General features: G+C 73.9%; 14 protein-coding genes and 1 pseudogene. 10 read left to right on the forward strand and 5 right to left on the reverse strand.

The window, feature by feature from the left end; genetic code table 11:
* The first annotated feature begins 33 nt into the window (after positions 1-33).
* The 3 genes and pseudogenes from ACQP0T_RS06900 (at position 34) to ACQP0T_RS06910 (ending at position 3448) form a co-directional block, all read left to right on the forward strand.
* Positions 34-1488, forward strand: coding sequence for an MFS transporter (locus tag ACQP0T_RS06900; RefSeq protein ID WP_433871819.1), 1455 nt, complete (start codon positions 34-36; stop codon positions 1486-1488).
* 19 nt (positions 1489-1507) lie between these two features.
* A pseudogene (locus ACQP0T_RS06905) lies at positions 1508-2538 on the forward strand (NAD(P)H-dependent flavin oxidoreductase).
* Positions 2539-2788: 250 nt separating this feature from the next.
* Entirely contained in the window at positions 2789-3448 is a 660-nt protein-coding gene (locus tag ACQP0T_RS06910) for an MOSC domain-containing protein (RefSeq protein ID WP_433871820.1), read from the forward strand.
* On the opposite strand, the gene ACQP0T_RS06915 is transcribed toward ACQP0T_RS06910, so the two are convergent.
* Genes ACQP0T_RS06915 through ACQP0T_RS06925 form a run of 3 tightly spaced genes read right to left on the reverse strand, consistent with a single transcriptional unit; the run spans position 3423 to position 5688 of the window.
* On the reverse strand, positions 3423-4427 hold the full coding sequence (locus ACQP0T_RS06915; protein ID WP_433871821.1) for a methyltransferase: 1005 nt from the start codon (positions 4425-4427) through the stop codon (positions 3423-3425). The genes ACQP0T_RS06910 and ACQP0T_RS06915 overlap by 26 nt on opposite strands.
* 29 nt (positions 4428-4456) lie before the next feature.
* A complete protein-coding gene (locus ACQP0T_RS06920) occupies positions 4457-4984 on the reverse strand; it encodes a GNAT family N-acetyltransferase (protein WP_433871822.1) in 528 nt (175 codons plus the stop codon).
* Between the two features lie 35 nt (positions 4985-5019).
* Complete coding sequence (locus tag ACQP0T_RS06925) at positions 5020-5688, reverse strand: GntR family transcriptional regulator (protein WP_433871823.1); 669 nt, start codon at positions 5686-5688, stop codon at positions 5020-5022.
* Positions 5689-5821: 133 nt separating this feature from the next.
* Between ACQP0T_RS06925 and ACQP0T_RS06930 the strand changes: the two genes are divergently transcribed.
* The 7 genes from ACQP0T_RS06930 (at position 5822) to ACQP0T_RS06960 (ending at position 12885) form a co-directional block, all read left to right on the forward strand.
* On the forward strand, positions 5822-6667 hold the full coding sequence (locus ACQP0T_RS06930; RefSeq protein ID WP_433871824.1) for a sugar phosphate isomerase/epimerase family protein: 846 nt from the start codon (positions 5822-5824) through the stop codon (positions 6665-6667).
* 22 nt (positions 6668-6689) lie between these two features.
* Positions 6690-7454 (forward strand): SDR family NAD(P)-dependent oxidoreductase, encoded by a 765-nt coding sequence (locus tag ACQP0T_RS06935; RefSeq protein ID WP_345364726.1) that lies wholly within the window; start codon positions 6690-6692, stop codon positions 7452-7454.
* Between the two features lie 183 nt (positions 7455-7637).
* Complete coding sequence (locus ACQP0T_RS06940) at positions 7638-8954, forward strand: GntP family permease (protein ID WP_433871825.1); 1317 nt, start codon at positions 7638-7640, stop codon at positions 8952-8954.
* A 238-nt stretch (positions 8955-9192) separates the two neighbouring features.
* The gene (locus ACQP0T_RS06945) at positions 9193-10881 is read left to right on the forward strand and encodes a dihydroxyacetone kinase family protein (RefSeq protein WP_433871826.1); all 1689 of its coding nucleotides are present in this window, start codon (positions 9193-9195) and stop codon (positions 10879-10881) included.
* Positions 10878-11348 (forward strand): ribose-5-phosphate isomerase, encoded by a 471-nt coding sequence (locus tag ACQP0T_RS06950; protein WP_433871827.1) that lies wholly within the window; start codon positions 10878-10880, stop codon positions 11346-11348. The genes ACQP0T_RS06945 and ACQP0T_RS06950 overlap by 4 nt, the downstream gene beginning before the upstream one ends.
* A gap of 69 nt (positions 11349-11417) precedes the next feature.
* Positions 11418-11858: an NUDIX domain-containing protein gene (locus ACQP0T_RS06955; RefSeq protein ID WP_433871828.1), complete on the forward strand. Its 441-nt coding sequence runs from the start codon at positions 11418-11420 to the stop codon at positions 11856-11858.
* A 163-nt stretch (positions 11859-12021) separates the two neighbouring features.
* Positions 12022-12885 (forward strand): LLM class F420-dependent oxidoreductase, encoded by an 864-nt coding sequence (locus ACQP0T_RS06960; protein ID WP_433871829.1) that lies wholly within the window; start codon positions 12022-12024, stop codon positions 12883-12885.
* A gap of 86 nt (positions 12886-12971) precedes the next feature.
* On the opposite strand, the gene ACQP0T_RS06965 is transcribed toward ACQP0T_RS06960, so the two are convergent.
* Both ACQP0T_RS06965 and ACQP0T_RS06970 read right to left on the reverse strand, forming a co-directional pair.
* Positions 12972-13967: a transketolase family protein gene (locus ACQP0T_RS06965; RefSeq protein ID WP_433871830.1), complete on the reverse strand. Its 996-nt coding sequence runs from the start codon at positions 13965-13967 to the stop codon at positions 12972-12974.
* Positions 13964-14827, reverse strand: coding sequence for a transketolase (locus tag ACQP0T_RS06970; protein WP_433871831.1), 864 nt, complete (start codon positions 14825-14827; stop codon positions 13964-13966). Before ACQP0T_RS06970 ends, ACQP0T_RS06965 begins: the two co-directional genes overlap by 4 nt.
* Positions 14828-14893: the final 66 nt, after the last annotated feature.

A 14893-nucleotide genomic window follows, 5' to 3' on the forward strand; every position in this document is an offset into this window, starting at 1 on the left:
GACACGGATTTGAACGCACGTACGATCCAACCCATGCGAACCTCGACCCGCGCCACGACGCGGGATTGGTGCGGCCTGGTCTTCCTGCTGCTGCCCGCCCTGCTCATCTCGATGGACATCTCGGTGCTATTCGTCGCCGCCCCGGCGATCAGCGCGGCGCTCGACCCGAGCCCGACCCAATGGCTGTGGATCATGGACGTCTACACGTTCGTGCTGGCCGGACTGCTGCTCACGATGGGTTCCCTGGGCGACCGGATCGGCCGCAAGCGGCTGCTGCTGCTCGGCTCGGCCCTGTTCGGCGCGGCCTCGCTGCTCATCGCCGCCGCGCCCACCGCCGAACTGCTGCTCGTCGGGCGGGCGCTGCTCGGCATCGGCGCCGCGACGCTCGCGCCCTCCACGTTCTCCCTGGTCCGCAGCACCTTCGCCGACGAGGGGCAACGCCGCACCGCGATCGCGGCGTGGACGGTGGCCTTCAGCGGCGGGGCGGCGGCCGGGCCGATCCTCGGCGGGCTGCTGCTGGAGCACTTCTGGTGGGGATCGGTGTTCCTGATCAACGTGCCGGTGATGGTCCTGCTGCTGCTCGCGGTGCCGTGGCTGGTCCGGGAATCGCGCGACCCGTCGGCGGCGCGCTTCGACCTGCCCGGCGCGGCGACCTCGCTGCTCGCGGTGCTGGCCCTGGTCTTCGCCGCCAAGCACCTGGTCGAGCACGGTCCCAGCCCGCTCGCCCTCGTCGCCGGGCTGCTCGGCGCCATCGCCCTGGCCGGGTTCGTGCGCCGCCAGCGCCGCGCCGCCCACCCGCTGATCGACCTGGTGCTGCTGCGGTTCCCCGCCTTCCGCGCCGCTCTCGCGGGCAACGTGGCGGTCGCCTTCGCCATCAGCGGGCTCGGGCTGCTGGCCTTCACCTTCCTGCAGACCGTGCACGGGCTGAGCCCACTGGCCGCCGCGCTGTGGGCGACGCCGACCTTCGCGGGCACCTTCCTCGGCGCCGCGCTGGCCGGAGCGCTCGGCGGTCGGGTGCGCCCGGCGCTGCTGCTGGTCGGCGGACTGCTGGTCGGCGCGGTGGGCTTCGGCGTGGTGGCCGCGGTCGAACCGCGGACCCCGCTGGTCGTGCTGATCGGCGGGTACGCGCTGCTGACCGCCGGGGTCGGCGTGGTCGGCACGATCGCCAACGCGCTGGTGCTGGAGACCGCGCCCGCCGATCGCGCCGGAGCCGCCGCCGGGCTCTCCGAGACCAGCACCGAACTCGGCTCCGCACTCGGCATCGCCACCTTCGGCACGCTCGCCGCGGCGGTCTACCGCACGGGCGCCGAGGGCGTCCCGGGCGGCACCATCGCCGAGGCCGTCGCGGACCTGGCCCCGGACAGCGCGGCGCTGGCGGTGGCCTTCGACGCCTACACCGAGGCGGTCGGCGCGGCGGCGCTGCTCGGGGCCGCCGTGCTCGTGGTAGTGGCGGTGATCACCGGATTCGGCCTGCGCGCGGGGCGGTGAGCCGTCGTACCGTCGGGGCATGATCGCGCAGCGCAGCGCGCCCGTCATCGCGGCACCGATGGCGGGCGGCATCTCCACCCCGGAACTGGCGGCGGCGGTGAGCTCGGCGGGCGGGCTCGGGTTCCTGGCCGCCGGGTACCTCGGCCCGGACGCACTGGCGGAGCGGATCGCCCGGGTCCGTTCGCTCACCGCCGAGCCGTTCGGCGTGAACCTGTTCGTTCCGGGGGAGCCCAGCGGGCTCGACCTCGCCGACTACCGGGAGCGGGTCGCGGCGGAGGCCGCCCGCCTCGGCGTCGAACCCGGGGTGGCGGCGTGGGACGACGACCACTACCGGGCCAAGCTGGAACTGGTGGTGTCCGAGGCGATCCCGGTGGTGTCGTTCACCTTCGGGCTGCCCGAACCGTCCGATGTGGAGCGACTGCACGCGGTGGGCGCGGAGGTCGTCGGCACCGTCACCACCCGGCCGAGGCCCGCCGGGCCGCCGAGATCGGCGTCGACGCGTTGTGCGTGCAGGGGATCGAGGCGGGCGGGCACCGCGCGGTGCTCGTCGACGACGGCACCTCGCCCGCCAGCGGCCCGGAACTCGGCCTGCTCGCCGCGCTGCGCTCGGTCGCCGCCGAGGTGGACCTGCCGCTGATCGCGGCCGGTGGGCTCGCGCGCGGCGCGGACATCGCGGCGGTGCTGGCCGCCGGTGCGGTCGCCGCCCAGCTCGGCACCGCGTTCCTGGTGACCGACGAGGCGGGCACCGGCCCGGTCCAGCGCGCCGAGATCCTCGCCGGAACCCGCGACACCGCTCTGACCAGGGCATTCAGCGGACGCCCGGCCCGCGGCCTGGTGAACCGGTTCCTCGCCGAGCACACCCCGCACGCCCCGGCCGCCTACCCCGAGCTGCACCACCTCACCAAGCCGGTGCGCGGCGCGGGCGACCCGGAGGCGATGTCGCTCTGGGCCGGGCAGACCTACGCCCAGGCCCGCCCCATGCCCGCCGCCGACCTCGTCCGCGTCCTGGCGGAGGAGACCCGGACAGCCCTGGCCGCAGCCCGAACCTGACCCGCGACCAAGGTCGGACCCGCCCACGTCACCCGATTTCCGCGTGAGTGAGGGGCACCCTTGACCAAGTGTGTTGGGCAAGGGTGCCCCTCACTCAGTGAACTATCGGGTGACGACGAGCGCGGGTGTGACTTGGGCGGGCGTGTTGGGCGTGGCGCCCGGGCGTGCGGTGGCCGGGTGTGCAGTGGTGGGGTGTGAGGTGGTCGGGAATTCGATCGCGGTTCGGGGTCGGGGTTCCTAAGCTGTTCGGGTGAGCGTCGTGGAGTCCGTCAACATCGCCGTCGTGCGCACCGATCCGTGGACCGGTCGGCTGGGTCGGTCCGGGATCGACAAGCGCCCGGCCGCCGGGCCGGTGCGCTTTGCCGCGGACGGCGTGGCGGGTGACGCGGTGTTCGACCGCGACCACCACGGCGCCTGGTTCCAGGCCGCCTACGCCTTCGACGTCGAGGAGCTCCGGCACTGGTCGGAGCACACCGGGCTCGACCTGGTGCCGGGCAACGCGGGGGAGAACCTCACGCTGTCCGGGGTGGACTCCTCGGCCGCGGTGATCGGGGAGCGGTGGCGCATCGGCGGTGCGGTGCTGCGGGTGACCGGCCCGCGCACCCCGTGCCGGGTGTTCACGGGCTTCTGGGACGTGCCCGGCCTGATCAAGCGGTTCACCGAGCACGGCCGCACCGGTGCCTACCTGGCGGTGGAGCAGTCCGGGGAGATCACCGCCGGGGACCGGGTGCAGGTGCTGTCCCGGCCCGCGCACGGCGTGGCGGTGGCCGACGTGTTCGCCTTCCGGGCGCGCGGCAGGCGGGAGCTGGCCGGGCACGTGGCCGCCGCGCTGGACGACCTGCCGCCCCGCTGGCGCGCCGAGATCGCGAAGCTGCTGCCCGCCGCTACCGCCGCGGACGGCACTCCATGATCGAGTAGCCGCTGTCCAGCGGGGTCAGGTCCACGACGGTGAGCCCGGCGCGTTCGGCGATCCGCTCGGTGCGCTCCAGATCGCGCATCCGGCCCTCCACGTAGACCAGCATCCGCAGGTCGATCTCGGTGAACTCGGACATGCGCCCGGTGTCCGGGAGCAGTTCGACGACCAGCACCACGCCGTCGGCGGTGGTGGCCTCGGCGCAGCGGGTCAGGATGCGCACCGCGTCGGCGTCGTCCCAGTCACCGAGCACGTCGCACAGCACCACGGCATCGGCGCGGAACGGCAGCGGCTCGAAGAAGTTGGCGGTGTGCACCTCGGTGCGCTTGCCGACGCCCTGGTCCCGCAGGTACTCCGGGGCGTGCCGGGCGGGCCCTTCGAGCTCGGCGAGGACGCCCCGCGGCTCCTCGGCGGTGCGCAGGATCTCGGCCAGCAGCACGCCCTTCCCGCCGCCCACGTCGGCGACGGTGCGGTAGCGGCTCCAGTCGTGGGCCGCCGCGACGGCGGGGGCGAGCCCGTGGGTCTTGGTCTCCATCAGGGAGTCGAAGGAATCGGCGAGCTCGGGGCTGTGCGCCAGGTCCTCCCAGAACGAGCGGCCGAACGCGGTGGTGTAGGCGGGGTGGTGCCCGCGTACCTGCTCGATGAGCTCCACGAAGGCGAGGTCGGCGCGCCCCACCGCGCCGTCGAGGTCCAGCCACGGCTGCGGGCCCTCCGGCACGTCGGAGCGCAGCGCGTCGGAGGTGGCGTTCGGGCCGAAGACGTCCACCTCCGGTTCGGCGAACATGTCGCGGTGCACCAGGAAGCGCAGCACCCGGCCGAGCGGGTCGGGGCGCGCGCCGCAGCGCCGCGCGATCTCGTCGAGCGGCAGCGGACCGTCCCGCACCACGTCGGCGACCCGCAGCGTGGCGACCACGCGCACCGCGAAGGGCAGCGCGAGGTCGGCCATCGCCCAGACGTCGGCCGGCTCCTCTGGCATGGGACGGATGGTAAGCCCGCCCGGACGGCTCAGCGCGCGATCTCCCGGCCGAGCACCAGCACCCGCAGCGGCAGGCCGAGCCACCGGAACGGCCCGGTCAGGGTGCGGAAACCCCGGCGGCGGTAGAACTCCTTGGCGCGGTGGTTGTCGATCGCGTTGGTGCCCAGCACGATCCGCCGCTGCGGGATGCGCTCCTCGGCGGCGCCGAGCAGCCGACCGCCCAGCCCGCGGCCCTGGTGGTCCGGGTGCACGTGGATCTCGGCGAGCTCGAAGGCGTCGTCGAGCCAGTGCAGGTTCCCGGTCTGGGCGAGGTCGGGGCGCACCTGCGCGGGCCACCAGTCGCGGCTGGCGGTGGGCCAGCCGAGCAGCATCCCGACCAGCTCGTCGTCGTGGAAGGCGCCCAGGGCCAGCAGCCCGTCGAGCTCGGTGACCTCGTGGAAGTACTGGCCGATGAGGATGCCGCCGGGCTGCCCCGCCGCGCTCATCGCGGTCCGGGCCAGCGCGCGGGCCGCGTCGAGCCGCGCCGCCAGGTCGAAGGTCGTGATGCGCACGTTCACCCCGCCGAGTCAACACGATCGAGCGATCGGGGTGGTCACCGGGCGGTGAGCGCTCCGACGATCCGGTCGGCCGTTTCGCGCATGTGGTCCTGCACGACCGCGCGGGCGCGCGCGGCGTCCCCCGCCTCGATGGCGTCGACGATCGGGGCGTGCCGCTGCCAGTCCATGTTGCGGATCGCCTGCTCGGGGCCGGAGCGCATGATCGTGGCGCGGGTCAGCCCGGACAGGTGCCGCCAGGACTGCACCAGCGCGGTGTTGCCGGTGAGCTCGCAGAGCCGCTGGTGGAAGGTGAGGTCCAGCTCCACCCGCTCGGGCACCGAGTCCTCGGCCCGCAACCGGTCGAGCAGATCGCGCAGCGCCGCGACCACCTCGGTCCGGTCCTGGCGGGTGCAGAGGGTCTCGGCGGCGAGCGCTTCGAGCGCGCCGCGCACCGCGAAGATCTCCCGCACCTCGTCGGGGGTCAGCGCCCGCACCAGCAGCTTGCCGCGCTCGTCGGCGACCACCAGTCCTTCCTGGACCAGGTGGCGCAGGGCTTCGCGCAGCGTGCCCCGGGACACCGAGAGGGCTTCGCTGAGCTCCGTCTCGATCAGCCGGGTGCCGGGTTCGAGCTGGCCGCTGCTGATGGCTTCGCGGAGCTTGCGCAGGCTCTGCTCGCGCAAGGTCTGCCGGTCGACGCCGGCCAGTGCGGGGACGTCCAGGGACACCGGTTATCGCCTTTCCGATCGGGAGCCGTGCTCACTCTAGTGCATACCGCGCACTCACCCGACCGTTGACTGTTGACAGTCGACCACCCAAATGGGTTAACTGCTCCGGCACGAGCACGAAGGAGTGTCGCCGATGAACCCGAACGGCATCGCAGCGCCGGGTCGCACGCACCCGGACCTGGGCTGCTCGACGATCTCGTTCCGGCACCGCCCGCTGCCGGAGGCGCTGCGGGCCATCGCCGGGCTGGGCGTCGAGGGGATCGACCTCGGCGGGCTGCCCGGGGTGTGCGACCACATCCCCACCCCGCTGGGCGCCGCCGCACCCGAGGTGCTGGCCGCCGTCGCCGACTCCGGGCTGCGCACCTGGGCCATCAACGTCGACGCGGGCGCGATGAACGACCCCCGGCTCGACGAGGCCGCGCTGCGCGCCACCGCCGGGCCGCTGGTCGACCTCGCCGCCCGGCTCGACGCCGCGCTGATGGTGCCCTGCGGGGCGCAGCACCGCGACCCCTTCGTCGACGAGGCCACCGACCTCGACCGGCTCGCCCGGGGCCTGCGGCTGCTCGGCGACCTCGCCGCCGCGCGCGGCGTGCGGGTGCTCGTCGAGGGCCTGCACCACTTCCGCTTCTGCCACACCCGGCAGCGCTGCGAGGCGCTGCTGGAGCGGGTCCCCGCCGACTCCGCCGGATTCGTGCTCGACGTCAGCCACGTCGTCGCGGGCGGCATCGACGAGGTCGCCTTCGCCCGCGACGTCGCCGAGCGCGTCGAGCACGTCCACCTCCGCGACGCCCGGCCCGGCGAGATCAACCTCAGCCTCGGCCGCGGCCGCGCCGACTTCGCCGGGGTCACCGGCGCGCTGCGCGGGAGCGGTCGGACGCCGCGCTACGTGCTGGAGCTGGAGACCCACGACGTCGCCGAAGCCGCCCGCGAAGCCGAAGCCGCCCGCGCCGTCGCGCTCATCGACCCGGCGCTGGCCTGACCACCTACGACAGGGAGAAAGCATGTCCGACACCGCCCGCACCGCCGTCATCACCGGCGCCGGATCCGAACGCGGCATCGGCCGGGAGACCGCGCTGCACCTCGGGCGCGCCGGTTTCGCCGTCGCGGTGCTCGACCTCGACGGCGCCGCCGCCGAGCGCACCGCCGCGCTGGTCGCCGAGGAGTGCGGCGTGCCGGCGCGGGGCCTGACCGCCGACGTCACCGACGCCGCCTCGGTGGACGCGGCGATCGCCGCCGTCGAGGACGGCGAGCTGCCCGCCATCGGGGCGCTGGTGAACAACGCGGGCATCACCCGCCCGACCCGCTTCCTGGACATCACCGAGCAGGAGTGGGACCTCGTCTTCAAGGTCAACGTCACCGGCACCTACCTGGTCACCCAGCGGGTGCTGCCGGGCATGGTCGAGCGCGGCTACGGCCGGATCGTGAACCTGTCCTCGGTCAGCGCCGAGCGCGGCGGCGGCGTCTTCGGCGGCTCGCACTACTCGGCGGCCAAGGCCGCGATCCTGGGCCTGACCCGCGCGCTGGCCCGCGAGGTCGGCCAGCACGGCGTCGTGGTGAACTCGGTGGCCCCCGGCCTGATCGACACCGACATCACCGGTGGGGCGCTGACCGGCGAGCGCAAGGAGAAGCTGATCGCCGACATCCCGGTGGGGCGCAACGGCCGCACCGCCGACGTCGCGGCGACGGTCACCTTCCTCGCCGGGGAGCACGTCGGGTACATCACCGGCACCACCGTCGACATCAACGGCGGCTCGCACATCCAGTGACGAGCGGGCCCGCGCGGCGGCGCGGGCCCCACCGCGAGCGGACCACCCGCTCGCCCACCGCAGCCACCGGAGCGCCCGGAACCATCCCCGGGAGCGATCCGGAGTTCCACCTGCCCGCCCGCCGGGCCTCCTCAACGTCGAGGATCACGGGAAGGCACTGCCATGCCCCCTTCTCTCATCATCATGCACACGGCCATCGCGCTGGTCGGCATCGTCGCGCTGATCGTCGCGGCCAAGCTGAACCCGGTCATCGTGCTCGTGCTGGGCGCGCTCTACCTGGGACTGGCCACGGGCCTCGGTTTCGAGGGCACCACCACGGCCGTCGCCGAAGGATTCGGCGGCCTGATGGCCGAAATCGGGCTCATCATCGGGTTCGGCGTGCTGCTGGGCTCGCTGCTGTCGGCCACCGGCACGTTGCAGCGGATCGTCGAGCTGTTCCTGCGCGTGTTCGGCAAGAGCAAATCGCCCTACGCCCTCGGCCTGTCCTCCGGCGTGGTGTTCCCGGCGATCTACTTCGACGTGGCGCTGGTGATGCTGGCGCCCATCGCCAAGTCGGTCGCGCGCCGCACCGGCATCAGCGTCGCGAAGGTCGGCGGCGCGCTGGCCATCGGGCTCGAAGTCGGGCTGCTGATGATCCTGCCCGGCTCGGCCGCCCTGGCGGTCAGCGGCGCGCTGGGCGCCTCGCTGGGCATGATGCTGCTGGTCGGCGGCGTCGTCGGCGTGCTGGCGATCATCATCTCGATCTTCCTGCACGGCCTGCTGATGCGCCGCACCTGGAACCCGGCCAAGGACGAGGCCGACGACATCGAGACCTCCATCGACATCGAGGTGGCCGACCTGGAGGAGCCGCGCAGGCGGCTGCCCCTGCCGGTGCTGCTGCTGCCGATCGTGGTGCCGCTCGCGCTGATCGTCTCCGGGACCGTCACCGAGATCTCCGGCGCCGAGATCGGCTGGGTGACCCTGGTGTCCGACCCGATCGTCTCGCTGCTGATCGGCCTGCTGCTGGGCTGCGTGATCTGCGCCTACAGCCTGTCGATGAAGGCGGTGGAGCGGGCGATCAGCAAGGGCGCGGCCACCAGCGGCACCATCCTGCTGTTCAACGGCGTCGCCGGCTCGCTCGGCGAGGTCATCTCGAAGACCGGCGTCGGCGACATCGTGGCCGGGCTGTTCACCACCAGCACGCTGTCCCCGCTGGTGCTGGCCTGGCTGGTGGCCGCGCTGCTGCGGCTCGCCCAGGGCTCCGGCTCGGTCGCGGCGATCACCGGCGGGACGCTGCTGCTGCCGGTGGTGGACACCCTCGGGGTGAACCCGGTGCTGGTGGTGCTGGCCGCGGCGGCGGGCGCGAGCTTCGGCGGGCACGTCAACGACAACACGTTCTGGATGTTCCGGGGACTGCTCGGACTGTCCACCCGGGGCGCGTTCCAGGTCTACACCGTCGCCCAGTCGCTGATGGGCGTGGTGGCGCTCGGCCTCGTGCTGGCCGCCAGCCTGGTCGTCTAGGAGCTGTTCTGCGTCGATGGCTCGCGTAGCGGTGCGGGTGGCGGAATCTCGGTCGCCGCCTCGCTCCGGGCGCCCTTCCTCATGCATCCCCATACACAGCGTCAGGGCGTCCTCGCGAGGCGACGACCGAGAACCCGCAGCGGCGCCGGACGCGTGCTTCACCGCGAAGCGGATCCGCCGCTTCCTGAAACACGGCTCAGCGATGGCGCATCCTGCCCTTCAACCACGGAAGGCGAGCATGACACGGCTGTTCAACGATCCGGCGGCGTTCACCGAGGACGCCCTGGACGGCTTCTGCGAGCTGCACGCCCGCAGCGCGGCCCGGGTGGACGGCGGCGTGGTCCGCGCCGCGCCCGGCCCGGAGGGCAAGGTGGCGGTGGTCGTCGGCGGCGGTTCCGGGCATTACCCGGCGTTCGCCGGGCTGGTCGGCCCCGGGTTCTGCGACGGCGCCGTGGTGGGCAACGTGTTCACCTCGCCGTCGGCGCAGCAGGCCGTCGAGGTGGCGCGGGCGGCCGACCTCGGCGGCGGGGTGCTGTTCAGCTTCGGCAACTACGCCGGGGACACCATGAACTTCGGCATCGCGCAGGAGCGGCTGCGGGCCGAGGGGATCGACTGCCGCACCGTGGTGGTGACCGACGACATCGCCTCCGCCCCACCGGAACGCGCCGAGCAGCGGCGCGGCATCGCCGGTGACCTGGTGGTGTTCAAGGTGGCCGCCGCGGCGGCCGAGGAGGGCGCCGACCTCGACGAGGTGGAACGCCTGGCCCGGCTGGCCAACGAGCGCACCCGCACCCTCGGCATCGCCTTCGCCGGGTGCACGCTGCCCGGCCAGGACACCCCGCTGTTCACCGTCCCCGACGGGAAGATGGGGCTGGGACTGGGCATCCACGGCGAACCCGGGGTGTCCGATGTGGACCTCGGCAGCGCCGAGGAGGTGGCCGACGTCCTCGTCGACGGCGTGCTCGCCGAGGCGCCGAGCCAGGGCGGCCGGGTCGGCGCGGTGCTCAACGGGCTCGGCGGCACCAAGTACGAGGAGCTGTTCGTCGTGTGGTCCCGGGTCGCGCGGCGGCTGCGGGAGGCCGGGTGCGAGGTCGTCGACCCGGAGGTCGGCGAACTGGTCACCAGCCTGGACATGGCGGGCATCTCGCTGACCCTGGTGTGGCTGGACGAGGACCTGGAGCGGTGCTGGCGGGCCCCCGCCGACGCCCCCGCCTTCCGCAAGGGCGCCCCGCCCGCCCCGGGCGCCGAACCCGCCCGGCAGCGGCGCGGAACCGCCCGTCGGCAGCGGAGCTGGGAGGCGACCGAGGAGTCCCGGGCGAGCGCGGCGGTGGCCGTCGACGTGCTCGACGCGGTCCGCCGGGCCATCGCCGCCGCCGAGGAGGAGCTCGGCCGGATCGACGCCGTCGCGGCCGACGGCGACCACGGGCGCGGCATGGTCCGCGGCACCGGTGCGGCGTTGGAGGCCGCCTCGGCCGCGCTGGCCGCCGGGGCCGGCGCGGGATCGGTGCTGGCCGAGGCCGGGGACGCCTGGGCGGCGAAGGCGGGCGGCACCTCCGGGGTGCTGTGGGGTACCGGCCTGCGCGCCGCCGGGGAGCGCCTCGGGGACACCGCCGCGCCCACCCCGGTGAGCGGGGCGGCGGCCGTCGAGGCGTTCGCCGAGGCGATCCGGCGCACCGGTGGGGCCGAGGTCGGGGACAAGACGATGGTCGACGCCCTCGTCCCGTTCACCCGCGCCCTCACCGCCGGGCGCCGCTGGCCGGAGGCCGCCGCCGAGGCGCGCCGGGCCGCCGAGGACACCGCCGCGCTCATGCCCAAGCGCGGACGCGCCCGGCCGTTGGCCGAGCGCAGCGCCGGGACGCCCGACGCCGGGGCGGTCTCGTTCGCGCTGATCGTGGAGACCATCGCCGCTGGACTGGAGGAGAAGTGAGCGACGCACCGCTGCGCATCGTGGTCGGGGCCGATGATGCGGGCCTGACCTACAAGGAAGCGCTCAAGGCCGACCTGGCCGCCGACCCCCGGGTCGCCTCGGTGGCCGACGTCGGGGTGACCGACGGCGAGACCACCCCGTACCCGGACGTCGCGGTGGCCGCCGCCGAGCAGGTCGCGCGCGGCGAGGCCGACCGGGCGCTGCTCATCTGCGGCACCGGCCTCGGCGTGGCGATCAGCGCGAACAAGGTCAAGGGCGTCCGCGCGGTCACCGCGCACGACAGCTATTCGGTGGCGCGCTCGGTGCTGAGCAACGACGCCCAGGTGCTCGCCCTCGGCCAGCGGGTGATCGGGTTGGAGCTCGCCCGCACCCTGGTGCGCGAGTGGCTGGCGCACCGCTTCGACCCGGAGTCGGCCTCGGCGGCGAAGGTCGCGGGGCTCACCGCCTACGAGAACCGCACGCGGTAGCCGATCCCGCGTCGGCTCGCGGCTCCGACGGCGGCCGGTACGGTGGGGCGACCGGGAGGGGTGTGGTCGATGCGTCCGGTCGAGATCGCCGAGCTGGACCGCCAGGACGACGCGGACGGCATCGGGCAACAGATCGTGGCGGCCGTCGTCGAGGTCGGCGGGCGGGTGCTGCTGCTGCGCCGCCCCGCGGGCGAGTTCCGGGGCGGCGAGTGGGAGTTCCCCGGCGGCAAGGTCGACCCGGGCGAGGAGCTGATCCCCGCGCTGCACCGCGAGGTCGACGAGGAGACCGGCTACCGGATCGAGCGGATCACCGACTACCTCGGCTCCTTCGACTACACCACCCGCAGCGGGACGAGGCAACGCCAGCACACCTGGTCGGTCCAGGTCATCCCGGCCGGGGACATCCGGCTCACCGAGCACGACGCCTACGCCTGGATCTCGGCGGGCGACGAACCGCCGCTGTCCGGCGAGCTCGCCGCGATCCTCGACGCGCACTTCCGGACCCGCTGAGCGGCGGGTGGTCGGCGAGGCGAGTCGCGACGGCCGACGACGTCACCGGTCCCCGCGCGGGCGGGCGGTCCGCTCGCCCGAGCCGCTCCGGCGGCGCTTCGTTGCCGGGTCCCGGGCGCTGGGCCATCCTGAGGGCACCGGATCAGGCGACAGGAGGATTCGCATGGCGCTCGGACTCGGCAGGATCGGTCTCTGGATCGCCGAGGCGTTCTGGGACCCGGGCCGCTCCGACCACCGCGAGGCGGCGGCGCAGATCCAGGAGCTCGGCTTCGGCACGCTGTGGTTGGGCAACGCCCACGGCGGGCTCGCCACCGCGGAGGGCCTGCTCGACGCCACCGAGCGGCTGGTGGTGGGCACCAGCATCGTCAACGTCTGGCTGTACTCGCCCGCCGACGTCGCCGCCGCCTACCAGCGCGTCGACCGGTCCCGCCCGGGGCGGCTGCTGGTCGGGCTGGGCAGCAGCCACGCCCCGCTGGTCGAGCAGCACGGGCACAGCTACCGCAAGCCGCTGACCAAGGTGCGCTCCTACCTCGACGAGCTCGACGCCCAGTCGGTGCCGCTGCCGCACCACGCCCGGGCGCTGGCGGCGCTCGGGCCCAGGACGCTGGAGGTCGCCGGGCAGCGGACGGCGGGTGCGCTCCCGTACCTGGTCACCCCGGAGCACACCGCCCAGGCGCGGCAGATCCTCGGCCGGGGACCGCTGCTGGCCCCGGAGCAGAAGGTGGTGCTGGAGACCGATCCGGACGAGGCCCGGCGCATCGCGCGCGAGGGCGTGGCGGTCTACCTCGGACTGCCGAACTACGCGAACAACCTGCGGCGGCTGGGCTTCACCGATGCCGACCTCGCCGACGGGGGCAGCGACCGCCTGATCGACGCCGTGGTCGCCTGGGGCGACCAGGACGCGGTGCTGCGGCGGGTGCGCGAGCACTTCGACGCCGGCGCCGAGCACGTCGCGGTCCAGGTCCTCACCGGTTCCGACGATCTCGCCCGGCAGCAGTGGAGCGAACTGGCCCCGGCCCTCCTCTGACGCCACCCTTTCGTGAGCTGAGTGAGGGGCACCCTTGGTCCTGTTGGGCAAGGGTGCCCCTCACTCATGGCGAGAACGGGTGATGTTCACCCGGTCGGGGGGTCAGGACAGTTCGTGCAGGACGCGTTCGACGACCTTGTCGGTGGACAGGCCGTAGCGGTCGTGGAGGGTCGGCAGGGCCCCGCGGCCAGGAACTCGTCCGGCAGTCCGATGGGGACCAGCGAGCGGGGCTTGCCGCCGGTGACCAGGGCGGTGGCCACCGCGTCGGCCAGCCCGCCGACGACCGAGTGGTTCTCCAGCGTCACCAGCAGCCGGTCGGTGTCGGCCGCGCGCAGCACGGTCCCGGCGTCGAACGGCTTGATGGTCGGGCAGTGCACCACCGAGACGTCGACGTGGTGGCGGGCCAGCTCCTCGGCGGCGGCCAGCGCGCGCATGGTCATCAGGCCGCTGGAGACCAGCACGACGTCGCGCCCGGGCCGCAGCTCGGCGGCCTTGCCCAGCTCGAAGCGGTAGTCGTACTCGTCGAGGATCGTGGCCACCTTGCCGCGCAGCAGCCGCAGGTAGGTCGGGCCGGGGTGCGCGGCGAGCTGCGGCACCGCCTGCTCGATGTCCACCGAGTCGCAGGGGTCCACGATGGTCAGACCCGGCACGCCGCGCAGCAGCGAGACGTCCTCGGTGGCCTGGTGGCTGGGGCCGTAGCCGGTGGTGAGCCCGGGCAGCCCGCCGATCACGTTGACGTTGAGCCCGGGTTCGGCGATGTCCAGGCACAGGAAGTCGTAGGCGCGGCGGGTGGCGAACACCGAGTAGGTGGCCGCGAATGGGACCAGCCCGACCTCGGCCATCCCGGCCGCCGCGCCCAGCAGGTGCTGCTCGGCCATCCCGACCTGGAAGTACCGCTCCGGGTGGGCCTGGGCGAAGATGTGCATGTCGGTGTACTTGCCGAGGTCGGCGGTCAGTCCGACGACCTCGGGCCGCTGCTCCGCCAAGGCGGCCAGGGCGTGCCCGAACGGGGCGGGCGTGGTCCGCATGCCCTCGTCCACGAACGAGGCGATCATCGCGGAGGTGGTCAGGCGGCGGGTCATCGGTCGTTCACCTCGTCGAGCTGGTCGCGGCAGAGCTGCCACTCGTGTTCCTCGATGCGCATGAAGTGCGCCTTCTCCCGGGTCTCCAGCAGCGGCGCGCCGCGTCCGATCCGGGTGTCGCAGAGCAGCACCCGCGGCTGGTCCGCCGGGGCCGCCGCCAGCTCCTCGAAGCCGCGCAGCAGCGCGGGCACGTCGTTGCCGTCCACCCGCACCGGGTACCAGCCGAAGGCCCGCCACTTGTCGACGACGGGTTCGGCGGACAGCACGGTGCCGGTCGGGCCGTCGGCCTGCAGGCCGTTGAGGTCCACGATCGCGGTGAGGTTGCCGAGCCGGTGGTGCGCGGCGCCCATCGCGGCTTCCCAGGTCGAGCCCTCGTTCAGCTCGCCGTCGGAGAGCAGGTTGTACACCTGCGCCGGGTTGCCCTGGTGGCGCAGGCCCAGCGCCATCCCGGTGGCCACGGTCAGCCCGTGCCCGAGCGAGCCGCCGGAGATCTCCATCCCGGGCGTGTAGGAGGCCATCCCGGACATCGGCAGCCTGCTGCCGTCGGCGCCGTAGGTCTCCAGCTCCGCGACGTCGAGCGTGCCCGCCTCGGCCAGCGCGGCGTAGAGCGCGATGGCGTAGTGGCCGATGGAGAGCAGGAACCGGTCGCGGTCGGGCCACTCGGGGTCGTCGGCCCGGTACCGCAGGCGGTCCCGGTAGACGACGGCGAGCAGGTCGGCCACGCCCAGCGCCTGCCCGACGTAGCCCTGCCCCTGGGCTTCGCCCATGTTCAGGATGTGGTGCCGCATCCGGTGCGCGGCCTGTCGCGCGGTGTCCACCCGTTCGTCGAACGAACTCGGTGCCGCGTGCGGTGCAGCCATCGAGAACGCCTCCTTCCGTGATCCTGCGGAGCAGCTTTGTTGACTGTCGACAGTCGGTCAAACCGC

The sequence above is a fragment of the Saccharopolyspora sp. CA-218241 genome (assembly GCF_050954615.1).
In the GTDB taxonomy this organism is placed as follows: domain Bacteria; phylum Actinomycetota; class Actinomycetes; order Mycobacteriales; family Pseudonocardiaceae; genus Saccharopolyspora; species Saccharopolyspora cebuensis.